The following is a 22,833-nucleotide window of genomic DNA, read 5'->3' on the forward strand; positions in this document are numbered from 1 at the left end:
TATTTTAATTGCTAAAAATCAAACTGATGTCACTACGGGCTTTTATTGCTTGACAAATCAATTACAAAATTTTCTCCATCATCATAAATCCGCTTTCGGCTTGCGCCAAGCTTTTGTAAGCTATCTTGAAATTCAAAAGTGTTCAACGCCTGATTTCGTAGCCAGAAAGGCCATTTTGCGCTGAGTCTAACTTGTAAAGATTTCCTAGGAAAGTTCGCTTCATTAGCGTAAGAATATGCAACATATTTAATCGATTGTGAAATTAGATAATCTGCTAGCTTTTCTTCTCCTTTAAATGAAGGCATACCGGGCGGAAGGCTAGCCCCGCCTGGGTAGTCGGCAATCCAGATTGTATGTTTCCTAAAATTCATTAAAAAAGGTTTGTCAAGTCTTGTTAAAACTATTTCTTTTTCCGGAACCGAATCTAGCATTCTTGCATATTTATCGCGCTCTTGTGGTATCACTAAAGGTAGATTATTTAACCGCCTGGATATTCTATCTAGGGGGTTAGGAACTTTTCCCAAATTCTTGTAACTCTGAAAACCGAGTGCTACTAATAAAGACAAAATTAGTGCTCCGCTAAAGGCATTTTTTTTAATTTTTATTATATTTAAGTTATTTGGCTGGATATTTTCCCCCAAAACTGAGAGGAATATGACGAACATCACTACTAATAGCGGATATGAATAGCGGTAGATATCTGACCCTCCTGTAGAAAATAATATCACCGCATTTCCCGTGACTGCACCAATAAAAAGAGACAGGGTTGCTTCCCGAACAATTGGCTTTTTACCGAGACCAATTATACCAAATCTAATTGCCAATACAGTCGGTATAGAAATAATTGTTAAAATTGCATACAGCGTGAGTTGAATTGCTAGGTTTGGGGGGATTTCACTGTTAGGAAGCTTGACCGAGCCTCCGTATACAGAACCATGAAAACCTCTACCAAATATGGGATATAGTAAAGTCCCTGATGACTGATAGAGTGAGATTGACCAGGGTAAAATAAACATAGCCAATAAAATACTAGCCAAACAAAATTCGTAAATTGCTTTATGCTTTATGTGGCTTCCTCCAAGGATATAAAAAAAATAACTACAAGTGAAGAAAATAATACACGGGGGAATAAATGTGCTTTTTAAAGCGCAGATGGCGGCTGCAAGCAATCCTATAATCGCAGCATTACTTTCGATATTTGTTCCTTTGAGGTGCTCCCACTCAAAAACTCTAAATAAGCTCAAGAAAAGACATACCGGAATTAATATACCCGTTATATTTATATGAGGAACGCGGCTAATCGATAAAAAGCCGAACACAATCATTAGTGTCGAGTTTTTTGAAATCTTTTTTTGCTGACAGTATCCGATAATTAGCCCTATCATTATGACTAAGGCGCAGCCGGGATCGATAAGATATAAACTTCTTTCATCCAACACGCTGAGACTGAACGTATGCAAGAATGATTGTCCTCCCAGTGCAGATACCAGTCTTCTTTCGCTGAAAGGATCGGAACCAAGAGAACCTATTTGAAGCATTTTATGGGGAAATACAAAATAGGCGTGGTAGTCATCGTGAAGATTAAATTTATGCCAAGAAACCGAACCACTGTATTGCACAGCAGTCATAAGGCAAGCGATAACAGTCCCGATCGCAAAAAAAATATTTTCTTTGAAAGCATTAATTAATCGATTCAGCTCGTCGGCGATCGCAGTTTTCTGGCCCCAGGCCTCTATTATTCCGTAAAGTGCGCCCAAGCATATATATATTAAAATAGTTGCTTGTGAAATAGTCCATGTCACATTTAATAAACCCCCAAATATAACACTCCAAGCTATCCCCCAAGCGGCTCTTTGCCCCCAGTCAACTGTGTAATCGGGAAAAAGGATGCGGTTGACCGCTCCACCCCAGCCAATCAGGGATACAAGAATGCAAATTCCCCATGCAAAAGAAAGAAAATAATAATTCATAATTGTGAGTTCGGTATCGATTCATAAGGTAATACTTGGACGCACTCTTTAGCTTAATTTATGAGTTCAGGACTCAAATATCAATATCAAAAGCGATCGCTAGTTGCCTCCAGTCACTCCCCCAGCTTGACCTCTGAGTACAAAAATTACTCCCGTCATAATTAGCGCCACCCCTACTAACCGCAGCGGCGGCAAAGGCTCGTGAAATATCAGTTTGCCCCCTAAAACAGTAAACAGGTAACTAATTGACAGTAAAGGCGAGACTATGCTAAGGTTTGCCCGCGACAAAACTACAATAAACCCGATCGAAGAAATTGCATACAAAGAAAGACCGCCTACTATCAACGGCTGAGTAGCCATTGCTATAATTTTTTCTATTAAATTAGCTGCGCCAATTGGCCCTAATATTTTAGCTCCTGCCTTCAGACTGAATTGACCTGCCACACCACATAAAATTGCAGCAAGCAATAACATAAAAACGCTTCTATTCATAAATTTACTAACCTATAGTACAATCAAAAATTGCCGTTCCCAAAAACCTAAAAACTTTAATAGAGTTTTGTGAGGTTTTATTCACCACTAATATTTTAAGCAGAGATACGGGAAAATCAAGTATGGTCGATCGCGATCGAGAGTAAAACAAATATATGGCAGAGCAGACCAATCCAAGCGGAGAATACACTTTAGAACTATCGATACTCATGCCTTGCCTGAACGAAGCAGAAACTTTAGAAATCTGCATCGATAAGGCGCAGAAGTCCCTGCGCGAACTTGATATTGCCGGCGAGGTCATCATAGCAGACAACGGCAGCACTGACGGTTCTCAAGCTATCGCTACCAGAATGGGAGCGAGAGTCGTGCCCGTAGCAGCCAAAGGCTACGGCAGCGCCCTCATGGGAGGCATCATCGCAGCGCGCGGAGTTTATATTATCATGGGCGATGCTGACGATAGCTACAATTTTTCCAACCTCGGTGCTTTTGTCAACAAATTGCGAGAAGGTTTCGACTTAGTAATGGGAAACCGCTTTCAAGGGGGCATCAAACCGGGTGCAATGCCACCGCTGCACAAATATTTAGGAAATCCGGTGCTGACATGGGTTGGGCGGCTATTCTTTGCAAGTCCCGTCGGCGATTTTCACTGCGGACTCAGGGGTTTTAGGAGAGACTCAATTTTGAAACTCGACTTGCAAACAACGGGGATGGAATTTGCTAGCGAAATGGTGGTCAAGGCCTCTGTATACAAGCTGCGGATAACTGAAATCCCAACCGTACTTTCTCCCGACGGCCGATCGCGCCCGCCGCACTTGCGAACTTGGCGAGATGGCTGGCGGCACCTCCGATTTTTGCTGCTTTACAGTCCTCGCTGGCTGTTTTTGTATCCGGGTACTGCGCTGATGATTTGGGGTCTAATTGTTAGCATTTGGCTGTTGCCCGGTACTCAAAAAATCGGGGGTATCAGCTTTGATGTACACACGCTGCTGTATGGTGCGATCGCAATTATCATCGGTTTTCAAGCAGTAACTTTCGCTTTTTTTACCAAAATTTTCGCCATCAGCGAGAAATTCCTGCCCGAAGACCCCAAACTCAACAAAATATTTCGCTATGTCACCCTAGAGACAGGATTGATTGTCGGAGTCACGCTGATTATAATCGGAATAGTTGGCTCGTTCTTGTCATTAACTATCTGGAGCGAAACGGCTTTCGGTTCTCTCGACCCTTCTAAAACTCTGCGTTTGGTTATTCCCTCGCTCACTTGCCTGACTGTTGGTTTGCAGATGGTTTTGTCGAGCTTTTTTCTCAGCGTGCTGAGCTTGAAGCGTAGGTGATAATATTCAAGGTACTGGCAACATTCCTCAAAACTAAATTTCCATGCAGAGGAAGTTCAGGGCGATCGCAATGCAGGCAATATCGGGGCGATCGCAATGCAGGGAAAATTAGGGCCGCTGGAGCCAAATTTCAGACTATCTGGTATAATCAAACAGCCAGATCTAATAATTTTCAATAGCTATGAACTATGAAAACTCAAGAACTTCGCCAGAAGCTTAAGCAATCCATAGATCGCTTATCTCCTGAACGGCTGCTCGTTGTGGATGATTTCTTAGCTTATTTATTAGCAGAACATAAAAGCAATGAAGCTACGGTGGGATGATTAAAAATTCCCGGTTTTATTGAAGTATTTAATAAAGCCAAAAAAGATGTAGCAGCAGGTAAGGTGACTTCGGTTGAGCAACTCAAACGAAAATACTGATGAAAGTCTAAAGTTTTATTCAGTCGTTCTTAGCTTTGATGATCAAAATTGTTTTAATAGTAAAAATAAAGAATAGTTGATATTAGCTATGCAGCGAATATTTGAGGCTATATTAAAGGGAAACGTTTTAGAATGGGCTAATGAGGTTCCAACAGAGGGCGATCGCCCTGTCAGAGTTTATGTTATTTTACAAGAAGAGCGATCGACTTTAAGCGCTGAGTTTCGCCGTCAGAGAATAGTTGAAATATTGGAAAAAATTGCAGCTAATAATGTCTTTGCTGAGATTAGCGATCCCGTGGAATGGCAGCGAGATTTGCGTCAAGACCGTCCACTTCCAGGTAGGGGTGAATAATGAATGCTGCTAGACAGTAATATTATTATCTACGCTTCCCAGCCAGAAAACTCGCAGATTAGGCATTTTATTGGCGAAAATGACATAGTTGTATCGGCAATAAGTTACCTTGAAGTCTTGGGTTATCATCGGCTAACTGAAGAGTATAGATTGTACTTTGAGGAATTCTTTGGTGTGGTGGAGGTTGTACCAATTTCTAACGCTGTACTCGATCGCGCAGTGCTGTTGCGAGAGATAAGGGAAATGACACTTGGGGATGCTATTATTGCGGCAACAGCTTTGGTATATGACAGAACTTTAGTAACAAGAAATATAGGGGATTTTCTCTGGATTGCTGAACTCACACTGATTAACCCGTTTGAGGCTTAAGAAAGATGGGCGATTCCCTACCCTTCTGGAACCCCTACGCGAAGATAGCTTTGGTCGCGCGGACTTGGAAAAAAAAGGGCGAGCGCCTGTGATTCTATTTGAACTACGCAAACATCAAGCGACCTTTCGGTTGTGGAATAGGACGACCCAGTGCGTTAGCCGTTTCTATCCACTCCTGCATAATAATTTCTAGATTCTCCAATGACTCCTGATAAGTTTCACCATCAGCAGCACATCCCGGTAATTCAGGTACTTCCGCAATAAATACCTGGTCTTCCTCACTCCAGTAAATGATTACTTCATACTTCATTGTCATCTTGGTTAACCAATTTATATTTCAGAATTACTGCCCGAACTTGCTTTACTTGATAAGCTTTAGCTTTTGATTTATCTGCTTTCTGGGGTTGGAGGTTGATAATTTCTGCGACTCCCTCCTTCGTGAAAATATGGTGACTCCCCTTAATGGTTACCTCAAATCCTAAAATCTGGAGTATTTGACATAAATCGCTAAAGGAAAAATTAGCATCAGATGCACCAAGCATCAGCTTGCCTAGGAGTTTGTTTATTTGAGTCATTAATTTACTTTAATATATTGATTGTTTACTAAAAATTTTATATATAAATATATGATAACACACTAACTAGAGATTTTCACCGAGAGTTTGTGTAAAGTTTTCCCTACTGATGAAGGTGGTAGGAGTACGGTAATCCCTACTCTTAAGCTATACCAATTCTATTAAATTTATTTACATAAACTTGACCTTTTCAAAACAGTGCAGGGGTATCCGCTACCCCTACACAATTCTAGACTAATTTGGGAACCTTACTCGACCCCCTCAATCCGGTCTTCCACCTCCTGATACAACTCACGCAGACGATCCAAATTGTTCTCCGAAGTCTCCCAATAACCCCGGCCGTTCACCTCAAGCAAAGTGCTGACAATCTTGCGGAAAGAATGAGGATTTAAGTTAAGCAAACGCTTCTGCATCTCCTCATCTTGGATAAACGTAGTGTTGACATCCTCATACACCCAATTATCCACCGCGCCCGCCGTCGCACTCCATCCAGTCGTATTCACCAGACGCTTAGAAATCTCCCGCACGCCTTCATAACCGTGCGACAACATCCCCTCGTACCACTTCGGATTCAGCAGCTTAGTCCGCGAATCTAAACGCACGGTTTCTGATAGCGTCCGCACCTGCGCGTTGGCTGTGGTTGTATCAGCAACAAAGGATGCTGGTTTCTTGCCATCTGCGCGCAAACTGCCGATCAATTTAGTCGGGTCAGAGTCGAAATAGTGCGACACATCGGTTAGGGAAATCTCCGCCGAATCCAAGTTTTGGAAGGTGACTTCCGCAGTTTTCAAGGATGATTCAAAAATCTTCCGGTCTTGTTCCATTGTGCCTGGATTGTCGGAAGAAAAGGCGAAGGATTTGCGAGTTAAGTACATTTCCTGCAACTCGGCTTCGCTTTCCCAAGTGCTGTTTTCCACCGCCAAGTTGACGTTAGATGAATAGGAACCAGAGGCATTAGAAAATACCCGGGTTGCTGCTTGCCGCAGGTTGATTCCCATTTCTTCCGCTTGCTTCAAGGCGTGTTTGCGGACGAAGTTCATCTCTAACGGTTCGTCGGCTTCCGCTGCCATTTTCACGGCTTTATCTAACAAATTCATTTGGTTGATGAACAAGTCGCGGAATACGCCCGAACAGTTAATTACTACGTCTATCCGAGGGCGTCCCAACTCTTCTAAAGAAAGCAATTCGAGTTTGTTTACCCGGCCCAATGCGTCAGGAACTGGCTTCACTCCCACCATCCACATTACTTGGGCGAGGGATTCGCCGTAAGTCTTGATGTTGTCGGTTCCCCACAACACAACGGCGATCGTTTCTGGGTAATTTCCGCCGTTATCAACGCGCTGTCTTTCTAACAGCCGATCGACTACAAGCTTAGCAGACTTAACCGCCCCCGTTGTAGGGATTGACTGCGGGTCCAAAGCGTGCATATTCTTGCCCGTCGGCAAAACATCCGGGTTGCGAATCGGATCGCCACCGGGGCCAGGCAGAACATACTCGCCTTCTAAGGCGCGCAACAAAGCGCCTAATTCGTTGTCGGCACAAACTTGCTGTAAGCAGAATTCCAGATACTCAAACAGCGGTTTAATCGGTTCAGAATCGATTTTTTTGTAACCGGCGGCGTGCAGCGCATCAATCCAAGGTGTTTTCTTGCCCATGTTGAAGAAATTCAACTTAGAAACAAGGGAAACTCTGCCCTCAGCGTCGGTTTGTTCCTTCACTAAAGCGCCAACGGCATCCCGACAGGCCAAGGTGATGTTTTGCAGCAATTCGACATCACTTAAAATGCCTTTGTCGCTGTTAGTGTAAATTTCGCCGATATCGCGTCCGAGACTGTTAGCAATAATCCGCGGCAAGCTGATCAGCCCGTCTTCTTCGCGGTCTAAATTGGCGATATTCACCAAAGTTGCGATCGCCTCTTCCGCAGTCGGCGGCTTACCAATAACGTGCAAACCGCAAGGTAACAACCGCGACTCAATCTCCATCAACTTGCGGTAAACCAAGCCAACTAAATTGTCCCGTTCTTCCGAAGTCATTCCCGCCACAACCCCTCTTTCTTGTTCCGGAGGTAAGGCGATATCCTTGTCCAAATTTACCAAACGGCATTTTTCGACGATCGCATCAACAATCGGCACACCGCGCCCAGTCTCTTTCAAAGTTTGATAAGAAGCAATTAACTCGCTGAGTTCCTGCAAACCTTTGTACAAACCAGCATTTTCTGCCGGAGGAGTCAGATAGCTGATTGTTTCAGCATAACTGCGGCGCTTGGCAATTGTTGCCTCGCTGGGATTGTTGGCAGCGTAATAATAGATATTGGGAATCTTGCCGATCAAACTGTCGGGATAACAATCCCCAGACATTCCCATCTGCTTACCGGGCATGAATTCTAGCGAACCGTGAGTGCCAAAGTGCAGCACCGCATCCGCACCCCAAATGCGTTCTAAATATGTATAGTAAGCAGCAAAACCGTGGTGCGGGCTGGCGGAACGAGAGAATAACAACCGCATCGGATCGCCTTCATATCCAAAAGTAGGTTGCACTCCGATAAACACATTGCCGAAATGTTTGCCGAAAATCAGCAAATTTTGTCCGTCGCTGTTCAAATGTCCCGGAGGCGGGCCCCAATTTTCTTGCAAGCGTTCCGAGTAAGGAGTGAATTCTTCGTATTCAGCTACCGACATCCGGTAAGCAACATTTAATTCCGGACTTTGGTATTGGGCTGTTGCGTCGTGGATGACTTCTTGCATCAGTTTTTCGGCGGAATCCGGCAATTCTGGCAAGTCGTAACCGTTGCCTTTTAAGGCTTTCAATACTTGGTAAATCGAGCCGAAAACGTCCAAATAAGCGGCTGTTCCGACGTTGCCTTTGTCTGGCGGGAAACTGAAAACTGTGATCGCAACTTTTTTATCTAATTTTGGTTTGCGGCGCAGCATTGCCCACTTCATAGCGCGCTGGGAAATTGCTTCGATCCGGTCTTGTAGGGCGATCGCCTTGCCAGTTGCGCCATCTCTTCCCGACAAAATAATCGGTTCGATCGCGCCATCCAACTCGGGAATGGCAATTTGCAAAGCAACTTGAATCGGGTGCAAGCCTAAATCGCTATTTTCCCACTCTTCCGTCGTTTGGAAAACCAGTGGCAAAGCCACCATGTAAGGGCAATTTAATTTTTTCAAAGTCTCGATCGCCTTCGGGTGATCTTGTTTAGCCGGGCCGCCCACCAAAGCAAAACCAGTCAGAGAAACCACCGCATCAACTATGGGCAGCGGCGCAACACCTTTGGTCCCAACTTCCAAGAAGAAAGTTTCGACTGGTTTCGAGAAGTCCAAACCGCCGGCAAAAATCGGCACCACCCGCGCCCCCATTGCCTCCAATTCCTGCACCATTGCTACATAGTGCGCGTCATCTCCGGTGACTAAGTGAGTCCGCTGCAACACCAAGCCGATGCAAGGTGCGAGGGGGTCTTTGAGGTCAGCAGAAATATCTTTGCGGGCGTTGTACCAGGTGAGGTATCCTTTTACATCCTCAAACATCGAGGGTGCCAAAGGATGCCAAATTCCCATATCCGGGTAGACAACGGGCTCTTGAAAAGTTAGCTGTTCCTGGCCTTTGAATACATATTTATGTGAAAGCATCAGCAAGAAGTTTTCCAAGTTTTCTTGGGAACCTCCCAGCCAATACTGGAAACTCAGCATGAAGTTGCGGGCATCTTGGGCTTTGTCGATGGGCAAATATTTCAGCACTTTCGGCAGAGTTTGCAGCAGTTTCAGCATTCCGTCTTGGAAGGAACTCCCGGATTTTTCCTTCCGTTTTTTCATGAATTCGCCGATCGCACTTTTGCTTTGTCCCAACTGTGCCATCGAGAAACTGCCCATTTTATTGAGTCGCATCACCCCAGGCATCGATGGGAAGACGACCGCGACATCCAAGCTGTCGCGCAGCGGTTCAACTGCCGCTACCACTTTTTCGGCTAAATCTTCGATGAAAATTAGAGAAGCAATAAATACATTGGCATCTGCCACATCCCGCTTGAAGGCCTCGTAATTTTCCGGGCTGCGGAGTTCCTCGATTAGGTAGCCACTGATTTCTATTGCCAGATTCGGATTTTTCTGGTTTATCGATCGAACCGCTGCCGACAGGGCGCTTTGATACTGCGGTTCCAGTACGACATAGACCACCTTCATGAGCGATCGCCCCTGCAAGTTTTCCGGCACAACGTGGCGAATGGTGGGCTTGACGTGAGTGAACATCCGGTTAGGCTCCTTTAAGATGCTGTTTTCGGGAATCGGGAATTTTTTTATCCCATAAGCATTTTTACCAGAAAACGCTTGCCATTAGGCGATTTGAGCCTGCACATGACACAATTCGACAAATTTAGGTCAGATTTTCGTTACATTTTTTTATAAATTCCTTGAGCAAATACTCCAGTTTTTATTTACAAAAATTTACTTGACATATTATTTATTATATGTATAGGATTAATAAGTTGGATAAAAATAATTAAAAATTACCCAACAATTGAGAAAAAAATCCTGAAAAAAGTTCCAAGTTTTGTAGAATTGATCAAACTGACGATCGAGCAATTAACTGAGGGGAAAAAGGCATAATTTCTGAAAGCAGAATGTAGCCTTGCGATAATTGCTGCGTCATCAAGATTGACATTTTACCAGGAATTTAAAACCATTTCGTAACGTCTGTTTTGTGTAAATTCCTGATCGGCGATCGAGTTCAAGGAAAACTAATTGCTATAGAATCTCAAACTCATCCAAACTTGAAGGAAAAAACATGGCTAACTACGCAATTTTCGACGAACAATTCTACCTCGCCTCATATCCTTGGATCAAACCAGCTATTGACGCAAGAGTCATTTCATCTGGAAGAGAACACTTTGAAAAATTCGGGCGAGAAGGCGGTCTAACTAATGTATCGCGTTATTTTGACGAAAATGCTTACCTTGCTGGGAATCCAGATCTCGCACCTTTCGTCCGCACAGTCAACCCAAACGCGCCTTTTGCGACCGGCCTCGATCACTTTATCCAGTTCGGTTACGATGAAGGACAGCGCCGCACCCAAGTATCACCCGAATACAACGAAACCTTTTATTTAGCAAACAACTCTGAACTCCAACCGTTCATTCAGAACGGAACTTTCAAATCAGGGTACCAGCATTTCGTTCAATTCGGGGCCAAAGAAGGTCGTTTCGGAACTTCATTTTTTGAACCGGAATACTTAAAAGAAAACCCCGACATCGTGCCGTTTGTCAACTCTGGAAACTTGAAAACAGGCCGCGAACACTTTTTCAATTTCGGGCAATTTGAGCCGGCCCGCGACGCGACTTTTGTCGGCACCCGTACCAACGATGTTTTAACTGGTGTTGGCGTGGGCGATGTCGAACTTGTGGGAGTGGAAGTAGGTATAGATCCCCAAGGCAACCGCCAGTATGAAAGCTTTGGCACCAATGAATTCGATGTCTTGATTGGTGCTCCGGGAACCAATACATTCGTACTCGGAGTTCCTGCTACAGCCGGGAATGTCACCCCGACACCGCTGTATTTAGGTAACGGTCAAGCTACGATTCGCAACTTCGACATAGAAAGCGATTTTATCCAACTGCAAGGAACTTCTTTAAACGGCTACAATCTGATTCCCATTGGCAGCAATTTGTCAATCCAGCGTTTTGGAGATGTGCTCGGCGTGATTGAAGGAGGAGCAAGCTTGGGTTTAACTTTCCAAGAATCTAACGGTAATGGTACTTTCTTGATTGGATAGTCATTGGTCATTGGTCATTGCTGATTGGTCATTAGTCATTAGTCATTAGTCATTAGTCATTAGCTAATGCTGATGATTAATGATTTTTTATTGGCGGTGGGCGATGGTTCTATAAAAAAGTACGATAGCACTTTACTTTAAACAGCAAACTATGAATTACGATATCTTCGACGAACAATACTACCTTTCGCAATATCCGTGGCTGAAACCAGCCATTGATGCAGGCATCATCAAATCTGGAAGAGAACACTTTGAAAAATTTGGTCAAGCCGCCGGCCTCACGAAAATATCCCGGTATTTTGATGAAGATACTTACCTTGAGGCAAATTCAGACCTTAAACCATTTGTCCGCACTCCCAACAATCCAAACGCGCCTTTTGCGACCGGACTAGACCACTTTATCCAATACGGTTACGAAGAGGGTCGCACTCGCGTATCGCCTGAGTATGACGAAGGTTTTTATGTAGGAACTAACCAAGATTTGCAGCCGTTTATTCAGAATGGAACCTTTAAAAATGGCTACCAGCATTTCATTCAATTCGGTGCCAAAGACGGTCGGTTGCCTACTTCTTTCTTGGAACAGGGATACTTAGGGAACAACCCCGACATTGGGCAGTTTGTCGAATCTGGAACCTTGAAAACTGGTCGGGAACACTACTTCAAGTTTGGACAATTTGAGCCAAGCCGCTCTGCGACTTTTGTGGGAACTTCTGGCAATGACATCCTCACCGGTTCCGGGGCGGGGAATGTGGAATTAATTGGAGTTGACGTAGAAGCCCCTAACGGTCTCCGACGATATGAAAGTGACGGCAGCAATGAATTCGATACTCTCACTGGCGGTAGCGGCCGCGATAAATTCGTGCTTGGTGACATTGTTGGCTTCAGGGGAGGAACCCTCTCATCCAGACAGTTCTACATTGGCGCAGGTTTTGCTACAGTTCGGAACTTTACTCAAGGCCAGGATATCATCCAGATAGGGATTCCCTTAGATCAATTATTGGTATTTCCAATCAACAATAATCGAGACTTAGCTATCCAAACGAATGGCTTTCCCGCAGTTGAAAATGGAGTTTTCATAGCCAGTCGCTTTGACACAATCGCTGTTGTTGAAGGTGGCGGCAATCTCAATTTAAATCTATTACCAGAATCGAGTGTTATCAGATCTTTCCTTGGGTAGAAATATCGCAGCTAGGTATGGTTTGCGTTAGTCCCTCATGTGGAGATTTATGAATTCAACAATCGGTAAATACAATTGCCACAAGTCAGGGCCGAGCAACTCTAAATCTGCCACAGATTTGGATGACAAATCCATTTAGCGCTCCAGTCGGTCTCACTTTCCTCGGGTAGAAAGCATAGAGCTTAAGTGAGATTTGACTTTTGGGTAAAATCACCCTATCGGGTATTGTCTCAGTTCAGGATTATTGAGAAATTGCATAAATACCTCATTAAAGCCGCAGGAGGAAAACATGGCTAGTTACGCAATTTTTGACGAACAATACTACCTTGCTTCATATCCGTGGCTGAAACCAGCGATTGATATAGGAATCATCAAATCTGGAAGAGAACACTTTGAAAAATTTGGTCAAGCCGCCGGCCTCACAAAAATATCGCGATATTTTGACGAAGATACATATGTAGCTCAAAATCAAGATATTGCACCATTTGTTCGCACAGCCAACAACCAAAACCGACCCTTTGCTTCAGGTTTAGACCACTTTATCCAGTTTGGTTACGAAGAAGGCCGCACGCGAGTATCGCCTGACTACGACGAAGTTTTTTATTTAAAGCGCCACCCGGAAATAACTCCCTTCGTGCAGAACGGACTTTTTAAATCCGGCTTTCAACACTTTATCCAATTCGGAAAAACAGAAGGTAGGTACGGGACAAGTTTCTTTGAACCACGTTACTTGGGAGATAACCCAGATGTGGCGGCAGTTGTGGAGGCTGGAAGTTTAAAAACTGGTCGAGAACACTATCTAAAATTTGGGCAATTTGAGTCAAATCGATACGGATTTTTTACAGGAACCAACGGTAATGATATCGTCACGGGATTTACAGCGGGAAAAAATCAAATTATCGGACTGCAAGTAGCTTTCGCCGGCCCAAATCCACCTTTTGGCATTAATAAGAATAAGTATGACGCTTTGAAATTGGATGACATCACGAGAGAGCCTTTTCTGACTACCACTGAATTCGATACATTGATTGGCACTTCTGGCATTGATTACTTCGTGCTCGGAGATGCTGTTCCCAACAACCGACGTAGTTTGATCAGCCGGGTAGATTTCTATACGGGCAGTGGGGAGGCCAGGATTGTCAATTTTGAAAAAGGAAAAGATTTTATTCAGTTGGTGGAAAGCTTTAATGAACTGAATATATTTCCATCAGGGGCGGACTTATTAATTCAAAAATCGGGAGATACACTTGCCATAATTCAGGGCGGATCAAATCTAACTTTGCAACCGATTGGGATGATAAATCCATTTAGTCCTCCAGTCGGTCTCACTTTCCTGGGCTAGAAAGCATAGAGATTAAGTGAGATTTGACTGTTAGCAAAAATCAGCCGATCGAATATTGTGTCAGTTCCAGATAAGTGATAAAGTGCGTAAAAAGCTCATTAATACCGCCAGATAAAAACATGGCTAGTTACGCAATTTTTGACGAAAAATACTACCTTGCTCAATATCCTTGGGTCAAACCAGCCATTGATGCAGGAGTTATCAAATCGGGACTAGAACACTTTCAAAAATTCGGTGAAGCAGGGGGCTTAACCAAAGTATCGCGGTATTTTGACGAAGCTACTTACCTCGCTGGCAACCCAGATATCGCTGCCTTAGTCCGCACCCCCAACAACCCAAACGCCCCTTTTGCTACAGGGCTAGACCACTTTATCCAATACGGTTACGAAGAGGGTCGCACTCGCGTCTCGCCTGAGTATGACGAAACTTTTTATTTAGCAAACAACTCAGAACTGCGATCTTTCGTTCAGAATGGAACTTTCAAATCAGGCTACCAGCATTTCATTCAATTCGGAATCAAAGACGGTCGTTTTGGGACTTCATTTTTTGAACCGGAATACTTAAGGAACAACCCCGACATTGTGCCGTTGGTCAACTCTGGAGCCTTGAAAACCGGTCGGGAACACTACTTCAATTTCGGAAAAAACGAGCCAAACCGATCCGCTACTTTTGTCGGAACTTCCGGAAATGACATCCTCACAGGCGTTGGTGTGGGGAATACCGAACTGATTGGAGTTGAAGTAGGTATCGATCTCCAAGGCAATCGGCAGTATGAAAGCTTTGGAAGTGATGAATCTGATGTCCTCATCGGCGGCCCTGGGAAGGATACATTCGTACTCGGAGTTCCTGCTACCTCCGGTACTCCCACATCCCGTAGCCTCTATGCGGGTATCCCCGGTATAGTTACAATTCGGAACTTTGATAAAGACAATGACAAGATCCAGTTGGCAGGCTCACCCGCTACCTACAGAACAAGTGGTGGTGGTAACGAGCTGTTAATCCTAAGCCCAGGATCTGAGACAATTGGTAGGATTGAGGGGGGAGGAGATTTAGTCGTGTCTACAATTCAGCAAAACGGGAACGACACTTTCTACTTATTCCTTAAATAACCGGAACCTCGGTTATCTCTTTCTCAATTAACATGGTAGGTGCGTTAATAACGCACCCTACTGAACTTGGGAAAAATCACCCTATCGGGTATTGTGTCAGTTCTTGATGATTGATAAATTGCATAAACAGCTCATTAAAGCCGCAGTCTAAAAACATGGCTAGTTACGCAATTTTTGACGAAAAATACTATCTTGCTCAATATCCTTGGGTCAAACCAGCCATTGATGCAGGAGTCATCAAATCGGGATTAGAACACTTTGAAAAATTCGGTCAAGCCGGCGGCTTAACTAAAGTATCGCGGTATTTTGACGAAGCTACTTACCTCGCTGGCAACCCAGATATCGCTGCCTTAGTCCGCACCCCCAACAACCCAAATGCACCTTTTGCGACGGGCCTAGACCACTTTATCCAATACGGTTACGAAGAAGGTCGCACTCGCGTATCGCCTGAGTATGACGAAACTTTTTATTTAGCAAATAACCTACAGTTGCAGCCGTTTATTCAGAATGGAACTTTTAAAAACGGCTACCAGCATTTCATTGAATTCGGCATCAAAGACGGTCAGTTTGGGACTTCATTTTTTGAAACGGAATACTTACTGAAAAACCCCGATATTGTGCCGTTTGTTAACTCTGGAGCCTTGAAAACCGGTCGCGAACACTACTTCAATTTCGGAACTTCCGATCCCAACCGCTCTGCGACTTTTATCGGAACTTCTGGAAATGACATGATTACCGGTGCTGGGGTGGGAAATACCGAATTAATTGGAGTTGAAGTAGGTTATGTTGCAAACAGTGATGGCTTTTCCATCCCCGGCCGAAATTATGAAAGTGAGGGCAGTAATGAATTCGATACTCTCACTGGCGGTAGCGGCCGCGATAAATTCATGCTCGGAGACCTTTTAGTAGGCGGTGGTGGTAAGCTATACAGTTCCCCAACAAAGTTATATATCGGGCCGGGTTTTGCTACAATTCGGAACTTTACCCAAGGTCAGGATACCATTCAGCTAGCAACAAGCGATATCCAACCTTCTTTAGATAAATTCTTGATATTTCCCATCAACAACAATCGAGATTTAGCTATCCAAACGAACGGCTTGTTCGTCTACTTTCCAGATGGAAGTTCGGGAATTAGTAGCTTTGACACGATCGCTGTTATTGAAGGCGGCGGAAATCTCAAGTTGAATCTATTACCAGAATCTAGAGTTTCTCTATCTCTACTTGGCTAGAAATCTCTAAGCTAGTGGGGATTTGCCTGATTGCTGCTGGGGAGTACGATCGCACATTCGCAAAAAGGGCGATCGTACTTTTGTGTTTGCCTTAAAAATAATAAAACAGGCTTAATAATAATTAACTTGACATACTGAGTTAGTAGAGTTAGTTATAGTGGATCAAGTTTAACCGACAAGTAAGCAGACTAAGCTTGGAGAAAAACTTATGACTAACTATGACATTTTTGACGAAACATACTACCTTTCGCAATATCCTTGGGTGAAACCAGCTATTGATGCAGGAATTATAAAATCCGGCAGAGAACACTTTGAAAAGTCCGGTCAAGCCGGCGGTCTGACCAAAGTATCGCGGTACTTTGACGAAGAAAACTATCTATCTCAAAATCCAGATATTGCTCGCTTGGTTCGCACCCCAAACAATCCAAATGCGCCTTTTGCCTCTGGTTTAGACCACTTTATCCAGTTTGGTTATGATGAAGGCCGAACCCAAGTATCGCCTGACTATGACGAAGCATTTTATTTAAAACGATACCCCGTACTTGTGCCGTTTGTACAGAACGGCACTTTCAAATCGGGCTTGGAACACTTTATCAAATTCGGAGCCCAAGAAGGTCTTTATGCGAACACCTTTTTTGAACCCGAATACTTGCTGAAAAACCCCGATGTAGCAGCAGCAGTCAAGGCGGGAGTTTTCAAAACAGGTGGGGAACACTACCGAAAATTTGGACAATTTGAGCCAGCGCGATCGGCTACATTTGTCGGGACTAAAGACACTGACATTGTAACGGGATTTGGTGTAGGAAAAGTTGAAATCACTGGCGTTGAAGTATCTTTAGATGCAGCGGGAAATAGAGTTTATGAAAAAAGTTTACCCGCTCGTAACGATCGCGATACGCTCATTGGCGGTCAAGGTAGTGATACTTTCGTTCTCGGTGTGAAGGGGAATCGATTCTACAGCTCGTATATCGTCGCCAGTGGCGCAGCTACGATTAAAAACTTTGACCCGCAAGCCGATAAGATCCGCGTAGCGGGAACGCGAGGCGGCTACAATTATCAGTTTAACGCTTCTGGAAATTTTCAGATTGAGGGACTACCAAGCTCTAGGGTTGTCCCAGTGATTGCTGAAGTCGAGGGTGTTGCGAATATGCCGTTTCTAGAAAATCGGGAACCTGATTTCTTGATTTTCGATCGAGTTGCTGTATTGGATAACTTTTGGGAAGCTGGATATTTAGCAAACAATCCCGATGTTGATGCGGCTGTTCAAGCAGGAAGTTTTGCTTCAGGTCTCGATCAGTATACAAAAGTTGGGCAATTTGAAACAAATCGCTCTGCAACTTTTGTCGGGACTTCTGGGAATGATGTTGTGACTGCTTTTGGCAAGGGAAAATCGACAGTTATTGGAGTTGACTTTGAGGGCCGTTATTTGAGCTCCGGCAGCAACGAATTTGATACCTTGATTGGCAGCGAAGGTGCTGATACTTTTATTTTGGCTCATAACATTCTTTCGCGACCGAGCGCTGGTAGCTACACTGACAGAAGTGATGTATTGTATTATGGTCCGGGGGAGGCTCGCATTCGTGACTTCAACCCCGATCGGGGAGATACTCTTCAGCTAGCAGGAAAACTGGATTACCATCAAATATCTCCAGTGGGTGCAGATTTAGTCATCTCACTACAAGGAGATAGAATTGCAATTCTTGAGGGAGGTGCGGACTTAAATTTGAGACAACTGACATTTCCTAACGCTGATTTTGGGAATATCAATCCTTTCTTGCTAGGCTAGAAAGCTATTAATCTTAATGAGAAACCCGAACGAACCAAGCAACCGGGTTTCTCAAAAATTTAGCCCGACAATTAAGCCCGATCGCGCGCTAGCTTCAAAAGCTCAACCGCATCTTTGTGCCCCTCCGAAGACGCCCAAATTAACGCAGTCCAAGTATTATTATCCTTAGCTTTGATATCAGCTCCTTTATCGATTAAAAATTCCACAACTTGAGTGCGCCCGCTACCTGCTGCACTCATCAAAGCCGTCAAACCAAAATTAGTTTTAGCATTCACATCCGCCCCCGCCTCCAGCAAAAGCTGTACAATCTCCGTATGTCCGGCAGCAGCGGCACTCATTAACGGCGTCCACCCGTCATTATCGTGACTGTTGACATCCGCACCAGCCCCCAGCAATTTGTTGACGATCGCCGAATTGCCAGCCTCAGCCGCCGTCGTCAAAGCCGTCGCACCTTCCTCATCTTTGGCATTGATATCTGCACGCTGTTCGATCGCACTTTCTACAGCCGCAACATCACCCGTCTTGACGGCATTAATTAAATCTGTCATAAATTCTCCCTTGTATCCTCTCAAATATTAAATCCTATGACAGTCGATATTTTAATCCTCTCCAACGGCCCCGGAGAATTGGCAACTTGGGTGCGTCCCGCCGTGCAAGCTTTGCGCCAGCAATTGGGAAACGCGGGCACTCAAGCGCGAATCTCTGTGGTGCTGTCTCCCTGTCCGCACGCCACCGGGAAAGAAGCAGAAATAGCCTGTTCCTACCCTGAAGTGGACAGAGTGCAGGCGCCGGAGCATTTTTTTCCATTCCTATTATCTGGCAAAACTGCTGAAAATTGGGATTGGCACGAAACAGGAGTTGTTTTGTTTTTAGGCGGCGATCAATTTTTTACGGTTGTGATTGGCAAAAGACTCAAATATCGCACTGTTATTTATGCTGAATGGGACGCGCGGTGGTATCGCTGGATTGATAAATTTGCGGCGATGAAACCGGAAGTTTTTGCTAAAATTCCCGAAAAATATGCTAAGAAATTTACAGTTGTCGGAGATTTGATCGCGGAAGTAGGGAACGGGAAATCGGGCAGGGCGGGCACGGGGGCACCGCCCCTACGGAAAATAGAATTAATTGGATTGTTGCCCGGTTCTAAAGCCGCCAAATTAGCTTTAGGTGTACCGTTATGTTTGTCGATCGCCCAATCCATCCACCGCTTCCGCCCTGATACTCGCTTTGTAATTCCCGTTGCTCCTACCATAGATGTGCAAACTTTAGCAGGTTTTGCCGACCCTGAACAAAATCCTTGCCTGCATTTATTTGAGAACGCCAGCGCCGAACTTCATTTAACAGAACGACCGTTTTTGCAGACAGCAAATAACTTGCAAGTAGAACTTTGGACGCAGACGCCCGCCTACGATTTGCTATCAGAATGCAGCCTGTGTTTAACTACTGTGGGAGCGAATACTGCCGAATTGGGTTCGTTAGCCGTACCGATGATTGTTTTGATTCCGACGCAGCAATTGGATGCGATGAAAGCTTGGGACGGATTGCCGGGATTGCTGGCAAATTTGCCGTTAGTCGGTTCAGCTTTTGCGACTGCGATTAATTGGCTAATCTGGCAATTGGGAAAGGGAAAGCTTTATGCTTGGCCGAATATTTGGGCACAGGAAGAGATTGTGCCGGAGTTAATTGGGAAGCTGGAACCCGATGCTGTGGCTCAATTGGCGATCGACTATTTGAGCCATCCTGAAAAATTAGCACAAATGGGCGATCGTTTGCGTGCGGTTCGAGGAGAATCGGGGGCGGCGAAAAAAATTGCTGAATTGGTTTGTGAAGAAATTGAGGTGCAATCAAATTCTGATAAGAATTAGATTTATTTATTTTTAACCGCAGATGTCGGCAGATAAACGCGGATGAACGCAGATTTAATACAGATTAATTGGTGGAAACAGGCAAAAGAAAACTTATTTTCTCTTGCCTATTTATTATCCCAAAACTGGATTTGATCTCAAGTTAAGGTCGATCGTGCTTAGCAATCACCCAAACAGCGTGAATGATGCCGGGAATAAAGCCCAAAAACGTGAGAACCAGGTTGATCCAAAAATCAGTACCGATGCCGACAGTCAAAAATACGCCCAGAGGGGGAAGAAAAATGGCAGCGACTATGCGAATTAAATTGTTCATCTCAGTTACTCCCAACAAGTTTTCTCTTTCAATTTAACTTCACTGACTGACAGAGCCTTTCCCGAAAAACTTAGGAGGTGCTGCCATAGTGTAAACTTCGGTTTCAGCGGCGATTACCTGCCGCAAGTGACCGGGAACTTGCATCAATCCCAACAGCGTAATCCCATCCAACATCCGCAACCCGCCAGTTGTTTTCTCGGCGAGTAATTTGTCAGTAACTTCGGGTTCGGGCCGCGTATTTATTTCTTGAGTTGAAGCTACCGCAAAACCCCAAGGAGCTCCGTAAGTAGAAATAAAGCTGGTGCAGGATTGAACGTTGGGGAAAACAGATTTCAGGGTATTTACAATGCGAGCGTGCATTTTCATTTCTGCCGGAGAAACTGGACCCGCTTGCACTACGAAATATCCGTTAGGCGACATTACCTTGCGAACTTTCTCAAAATACTCTTTGGTAAACAACTGGAAAGATGGGCCTTCTTCAATGGGATCGGACAAGTCAGAAATGACAATATCCCAATCATTGTCAGTTTTATCTAAATAGTCCAAAGCATCGCCGATTACTACTTCGCATCGGGGGTCATCAAAGGCATTTTGGTGCATTTCGGGCAGGTGTTCGCGGCAAGCTTCTACTACTTCGCCGTCAATGTCGATCATCACGACTTTTTCAACTGTTTTCCAGCGCAGCACTTCTCTAATTGTAGCTCCTTCTCCGCCGCCGAGAACGAGGACTTTTTTGGGTGAACCGTGACAAATCATGGCTGGGTGCACCAGGGGTTCGTGGTACAGAAACTCGTCGCCTGTACAAGATTGCCACTTACCGTCTAAAACTAAGCCTTTGCCGTAAGTACCGGTCTGAACGACATACATTTCTTGATAGGCTGTTTTCTTGTAAGCGAGCACCGCGATGACGCCGTGAACGTAAATATCCCAAGGGGTAATGTACTCGCTCATCCAAAAATCGGCACGAACTTCGCTACCTGACATCAATTACTCTCCAAATATAAACGGCTGTGTCGATGTTGTCACAAGTAGTAGTTCTTAGCACAAAATGGTGCGGGTGTGTGAGTACGATCGACACATTAAAGCGAGATTTCTCAGCAATGCTATAGTGTGATTGCGTTCTGGGAGAGAGCAATGAGCTTGTTACTTGAGATTGCTTGTGCGCGATCGCGCGCCCAGCCGATCGCACTTTTCCCGTCGCCCCCGGTCGATCGCACTCACATTTAATATTTTCGCTTTGCATTGCCGACGGGTTTTGTACAAAGGTTGTCTGCATCGGGCAATTTTTCGCGCTGGGCCCGCCTTTATAAGTTTGCGATCGCCCTGCTTATTTACCAATAATCGGATAAAAACCCTGCAAATGCGAGAGCGCGGAATAAAAGTAGCGATCGGTTTTAACCAGATTTGTTATTAATATGTTGACATTCTGAAGGTATCTTAGATAAGATTTTTAGATCGACCAAAATAAAGGAACTGTTGAAATTTTCGGACACAATTGGCGAGGCGATGTGTTCCAAAATTGTAACTAGGTAAAGGGTGCAACTAAATTTTCTAATAAAACTGTTCGGACACTATTTAGAGTTTCAAAATAATAGCCGATGGAACCAAGAGACTGGGAAAAAAGAATCAAAGAGCTGGAAAAGGAAAATCGACTCCTGCGGGAAAAACTCGAAAATTCGGAAACCGAACGCAGCAAATTACAAGCCCTTAATCAAAAAAAAGAATCTTTGCTAAAAAAGCTCACGCAGGAATTTAGAGATTCCGAAAATATTTTAAAAGCAAGAATGTCTACACTAGAAAAAGCTCTGGAAAATCAGCAAACAACGCAGCTCAAATTGATCGAAGCCGAAAAAATGTCGGCTTTGGGCATTTTGGTAGCTGGTATTGCCCACGAAATCAACAATCCCGTTAACTTCATCTACGGCAATATTACCTATGTCAATGACTACGCAGGCGACATTTTAAAATTGCTCGCAATGTACCAGGATCGTTATCCCGAAATAGATGCAGAGATTGAAGCTTTTCTGGAAAAAATTGACATCGACTTTCTGCGCGAAGATTTGTTAAAAACTCTTTCGTCAATGAAAGTTGGCTCCGAGCGCATCCGCGAAATAGTGCTGACTTTACGCAACTTTGCGCGGGTAGATGAAGGTGAAAAGAAACCAGTTAACATTCACGAAGGAATTGACAGCACTTTGTTAATTTTGCAGCATTTAACTAAAGAAAAATCAGGTCAGTCGGCTATAAAATTTATTAAGGAATATGGAGCTTTGCCCAAGGTAGAGTGTTATGCGGGACAATTAAATCAGGTGTTTATGAACATCATTAATAATGCTGTTGATGCCCTGCGGGAGCGAGAGCAAAAGTCTTCACTGGACGAGATAGAAGCAAACCCTATGCAGATGAAAATTACTACTTCTATTATTTCCGAAAATTGGGCAAGAATTAGCATCAAAGATAATGGCATGGGAATGAATGAAGCTGTAAAAGCGAAAATTTTCGATCCGTTTTTCACCACCAAAACAGTTGGTCACGGGACGGGTTTGGGATTGTCAATTAGCTATCAGATCGTTGTGGACAAACACGGCGGGAGGTTGGAGTGCATCTCCGCAATTGGAGAAGGGACTGAATTGGTGATCGAGATTCCGATCGCCAATTCCCGCAGCTAAGATCGATCGATCGAGCTAAACTGAGGGATAATGAAAACTCCCTTTGACCGCGGCTCCTCCTAGTTT

General features: G+C 44.4%; 21 protein-coding genes. 12 read left to right on the forward strand and 9 right to left on the reverse strand.

The window, feature by feature from the left end; all coding sequences use genetic code 11:
* Positions 1-32 precede the first annotated feature (32 nt).
* On the reverse strand, positions 33-1,970 hold the full coding sequence (locus QUB25_RS18680; RefSeq protein WP_333185023.1) for a hypothetical protein: 1,938 nt from the start codon (positions 1,968-1,970) through the stop codon (positions 33-35).
* A gap of 99 nt (positions 1,971-2,069) precedes the next feature.
* Entirely contained in the window at positions 2,070-2,462 is a 393-nt protein-coding gene (locus tag QUB25_RS18685; RefSeq protein WP_333041483.1) for a transporter, read from the reverse strand.
* Positions 2,463-2,617: 155 nt separating this feature from the next.
* On the opposite strand from QUB25_RS18685, the gene QUB25_RS18690 reads away from it, so the two are divergent.
* The 4 genes from QUB25_RS18690 (at position 2,618) to QUB25_RS18705 (ending at position 4,939) form a co-directional block, all read left to right on the forward strand.
* Entirely contained in the window at positions 2,618-3,796 is a 1,179-nt protein-coding gene (locus QUB25_RS18690; protein WP_333185025.1) for a glycosyltransferase family 2 protein, read from the forward strand.
* A gap of 188 nt (positions 3,797-3,984) precedes the next feature.
* On the forward strand, positions 3,985-4,119 hold the full coding sequence (locus QUB25_RS18695) for a hypothetical protein (protein ID WP_333185028.1): 135 nt from the start codon (positions 3,985-3,987) through the stop codon (positions 4,117-4,119).
* 187 nt (positions 4,120-4,306) lie between these two features.
* The gene (locus QUB25_RS18700) at positions 4,307-4,570 is read left to right on the forward strand and encodes a hypothetical protein (protein WP_333063223.1); all 264 of its coding nucleotides are present in this window, start codon (positions 4,307-4,309) and stop codon (positions 4,568-4,570) included.
* Between the two features lie 3 nt (positions 4,571-4,573).
* Entirely contained in the window at positions 4,574-4,939 is a 366-nt protein-coding gene (locus QUB25_RS18705; RefSeq protein WP_333063222.1) for a type II toxin-antitoxin system VapC family toxin, read from the forward strand.
* 103 nt (positions 4,940-5,042) lie between these two features.
* Here QUB25_RS18705 and QUB25_RS18710 read toward each other — a convergent pair whose 3' ends face one another.
* From QUB25_RS18710 to QUB25_RS18720, 3 genes are all read right to left on the reverse strand, one after another.
* On the reverse strand, positions 5,043-5,255 hold the full coding sequence (locus tag QUB25_RS18710) for a type II toxin-antitoxin system HicB family antitoxin (RefSeq protein WP_333041488.1): 213 nt from the start codon (positions 5,253-5,255) through the stop codon (positions 5,043-5,045).
* Positions 5,239-5,514 (reverse strand): type II toxin-antitoxin system HicA family toxin, encoded by a 276-nt coding sequence (locus QUB25_RS18715; RefSeq protein ID WP_333041489.1) that lies wholly within the window; start codon positions 5,512-5,514, stop codon positions 5,239-5,241. The genes QUB25_RS18710 and QUB25_RS18715 overlap by 17 nt, the downstream gene beginning before the upstream one ends.
* 248 nt (positions 5,515-5,762) lie before the next feature.
* A complete protein-coding gene (locus QUB25_RS18720; protein WP_333185031.1) occupies positions 5,763-9,758 on the reverse strand; it encodes a magnesium chelatase subunit H in 3,996 nt (1,331 codons plus the stop codon).
* A gap of 535 nt (positions 9,759-10,293) precedes the next feature.
* On the opposite strand from QUB25_RS18720, the gene QUB25_RS18725 reads away from it, so the two are divergent.
* From QUB25_RS18725 to QUB25_RS18750, 6 genes are all read left to right on the forward strand, one after another.
* The gene (locus tag QUB25_RS18725; protein WP_333063218.1) at positions 10,294-11,277 is read left to right on the forward strand and encodes a calcium-binding protein; all 984 of its coding nucleotides are present in this window, start codon (positions 10,294-10,296) and stop codon (positions 11,275-11,277) included.
* Between the two features lie 151 nt (positions 11,278-11,428).
* Positions 11,429-12,454, forward strand: coding sequence for a calcium-binding protein (locus QUB25_RS18730; protein WP_333185033.1), 1,026 nt, complete (start codon positions 11,429-11,431; stop codon positions 12,452-12,454).
* Between the two features lie 289 nt (positions 12,455-12,743).
* Positions 12,744-13,796 (forward strand): calcium-binding protein, encoded by a 1,053-nt coding sequence (locus QUB25_RS18735; RefSeq protein ID WP_333185035.1) that lies wholly within the window; start codon positions 12,744-12,746, stop codon positions 13,794-13,796.
* Between the two features lie 119 nt (positions 13,797-13,915).
* The gene (locus QUB25_RS18740; RefSeq protein WP_333185037.1) at positions 13,916-14,905 is read left to right on the forward strand and encodes a calcium-binding protein; all 990 of its coding nucleotides are present in this window, start codon (positions 13,916-13,918) and stop codon (positions 14,903-14,905) included.
* Positions 14,906-15,060: 155 nt separating this feature from the next.
* Positions 15,061-16,134 carry a calcium-binding protein gene (locus QUB25_RS18745; protein WP_333185039.1) on the forward strand — a complete coding sequence of 358 codons (1,074 nt, stop codon included), beginning with the start codon at positions 15,061-15,063 and terminating at the stop codon, positions 16,132-16,134.
* A 208-nt stretch (positions 16,135-16,342) separates the two neighbouring features.
* Positions 16,343-17,920: a hypothetical protein gene (locus QUB25_RS18750; protein ID WP_333185041.1), complete on the forward strand. Its 1,578-nt coding sequence runs from the start codon at positions 16,343-16,345 to the stop codon at positions 17,918-17,920.
* A gap of 71 nt (positions 17,921-17,991) precedes the next feature.
* On the opposite strand, the gene QUB25_RS18755 is transcribed toward QUB25_RS18750, so the two are convergent.
* A complete protein-coding gene (locus QUB25_RS18755; RefSeq protein WP_333185043.1) occupies positions 17,992-18,468 on the reverse strand; it encodes an ankyrin repeat domain-containing protein in 477 nt (158 codons plus the stop codon).
* A 36-nt stretch (positions 18,469-18,504) separates the two neighbouring features.
* Here QUB25_RS18755 and QUB25_RS18760 point away from each other — a divergent pair, with 36 nt between their 5' ends.
* Positions 18,505-19,785 (forward strand): lipid-A-disaccharide synthase, encoded by a 1,281-nt coding sequence (locus QUB25_RS18760; RefSeq protein ID WP_333185045.1) that lies wholly within the window; start codon positions 18,505-18,507, stop codon positions 19,783-19,785.
* Between the two features lie 142 nt (positions 19,786-19,927).
* On the opposite strand, the gene QUB25_RS18765 is transcribed toward QUB25_RS18760, so the two are convergent.
* From QUB25_RS18765 to QUB25_RS18775, 3 genes are read right to left on the reverse strand one after another with little or no spacing between them, the layout of a single operon-like run.
* On the reverse strand, positions 19,928-20,098 hold the full coding sequence (locus tag QUB25_RS18765) for a YqaE/Pmp3 family membrane protein (protein ID WP_333063209.1): 171 nt from the start codon (positions 20,096-20,098) through the stop codon (positions 19,928-19,930).
* A gap of 39 nt (positions 20,099-20,137) precedes the next feature.
* Positions 20,138-21,082 carry a fused MFS/spermidine synthase gene (locus tag QUB25_RS18770; protein ID WP_333185047.1) on the reverse strand — a complete coding sequence of 315 codons (945 nt, stop codon included), beginning with the start codon at positions 21,080-21,082 and terminating at the stop codon, positions 20,138-20,140.
* Positions 21,072-21,374 carry a hypothetical protein gene (locus QUB25_RS18775; RefSeq protein ID WP_333185049.1) on the reverse strand — a complete coding sequence of 101 codons (303 nt, stop codon included), beginning with the start codon at positions 21,372-21,374 and terminating at the stop codon, positions 21,072-21,074. Before QUB25_RS18775 ends, QUB25_RS18770 begins: the two co-directional genes overlap by 11 nt.
* A gap of 322 nt (positions 21,375-21,696) precedes the next feature.
* Between QUB25_RS18775 and QUB25_RS18780 the strand changes: the two genes are divergently transcribed.
* Positions 21,697-22,767: an ATP-binding protein gene (locus QUB25_RS18780; RefSeq protein ID WP_333185051.1), complete on the forward strand. Its 1,071-nt coding sequence runs from the start codon at positions 21,697-21,699 to the stop codon at positions 22,765-22,767.
* Positions 22,768-22,833 lie beyond the last annotated feature (66 nt).

The sequence above is a fragment of the Microcoleus sp. B3-D7 genome, from assembly GCF_036705305.1.
Lineage (GTDB): Bacteria > Cyanobacteriota > Cyanobacteriia > Cyanobacteriales > Microcoleaceae > Microcoleus.

What these genes read in the sequence shown, in the direction of transcription:
- QUB25_RS18680 (WP_333185023.1), bottom strand. Translation starts at nt 1,970, where the DNA reads ATGAATTATTATTTTCTTTCTTTTGCATGGGGAATTTGCATTCTTGTA.
- QUB25_RS18685 (WP_333041483.1), bottom strand. Translation starts at nt 2,462, where the DNA reads ATGAATAGAAGCGTTTTTATGTTATTGCTTGCTGCAATTTTATGTGGT.
- QUB25_RS18690 (WP_333185025.1), top strand. Translation starts at nt 2,618, where the DNA reads ATGGCAGAGCAGACCAATCCAAGCGGAGAATACACTTTAGAACTATCG.
- QUB25_RS18695 (WP_333185028.1), top strand. Translation starts at nt 3,985, where the DNA reads ATGAAAACTCAAGAACTTCGCCAGAAGCTTAAGCAATCCATAGATCGC.
- QUB25_RS18700 (WP_333063223.1), top strand. Translation starts at nt 4,307, where the DNA reads ATGCAGCGAATATTTGAGGCTATATTAAAGGGAAACGTTTTAGAATGG.
- QUB25_RS18705 (WP_333063222.1), top strand. Translation starts at nt 4,574, where the DNA reads ATGCTGCTAGACAGTAATATTATTATCTACGCTTCCCAGCCAGAAAAC.
- QUB25_RS18710 (WP_333041488.1), bottom strand. Translation starts at nt 5,255, where the DNA reads ATGACAATGAAGTATGAAGTAATCATTTACTGGAGTGAGGAAGACCAG.
- QUB25_RS18715 (WP_333041489.1), bottom strand. Translation starts at nt 5,514, where the DNA reads ATGACTCAAATAAACAAACTCCTAGGCAAGCTGATGCTTGGTGCATCT.
- QUB25_RS18720 (WP_333185031.1), bottom strand. Translation starts at nt 9,758, where the DNA reads ATGTTCACTCACGTCAAGCCCACCATTCGCCACGTTGTGCCGGAAAAC.
- QUB25_RS18725 (WP_333063218.1), top strand. Translation starts at nt 10,294, where the DNA reads ATGGCTAACTACGCAATTTTCGACGAACAATTCTACCTCGCCTCATAT.
- QUB25_RS18730 (WP_333185033.1), top strand. Translation starts at nt 11,429, where the DNA reads ATGAATTACGATATCTTCGACGAACAATACTACCTTTCGCAATATCCG.
- QUB25_RS18735 (WP_333185035.1), top strand. Translation starts at nt 12,744, where the DNA reads ATGGCTAGTTACGCAATTTTTGACGAACAATACTACCTTGCTTCATAT.
- QUB25_RS18740 (WP_333185037.1), top strand. Translation starts at nt 13,916, where the DNA reads ATGGCTAGTTACGCAATTTTTGACGAAAAATACTACCTTGCTCAATAT.
- QUB25_RS18745 (WP_333185039.1), top strand. Translation starts at nt 15,061, where the DNA reads ATGGCTAGTTACGCAATTTTTGACGAAAAATACTATCTTGCTCAATAT.
- QUB25_RS18750 (WP_333185041.1), top strand. Translation starts at nt 16,343, where the DNA reads ATGACTAACTATGACATTTTTGACGAAACATACTACCTTTCGCAATAT.
- QUB25_RS18755 (WP_333185043.1), bottom strand. Translation starts at nt 18,468, where the DNA reads ATGACAGATTTAATTAATGCCGTCAAGACGGGTGATGTTGCGGCTGTA.
- QUB25_RS18760 (WP_333185045.1), top strand. Translation starts at nt 18,505, where the DNA reads ATGACAGTCGATATTTTAATCCTCTCCAACGGCCCCGGAGAATTGGCA.
- QUB25_RS18765 (WP_333063209.1), bottom strand. Translation starts at nt 20,098, where the DNA reads ATGAACAATTTAATTCGCATAGTCGCTGCCATTTTTCTTCCCCCTCTG.
- QUB25_RS18770 (WP_333185047.1), bottom strand. Translation starts at nt 21,082, where the DNA reads ATGTCAGGTAGCGAAGTTCGTGCCGATTTTTGGATGAGCGAGTACATT.
- QUB25_RS18775 (WP_333185049.1), bottom strand. Translation starts at nt 21,374, where the DNA reads ATGCAGACAACCTTTGTACAAAACCCGTCGGCAATGCAAAGCGAAAAT.
- QUB25_RS18780 (WP_333185051.1), top strand. Translation starts at nt 21,697, where the DNA reads ATGGAACCAAGAGACTGGGAAAAAAGAATCAAAGAGCTGGAAAAGGAA.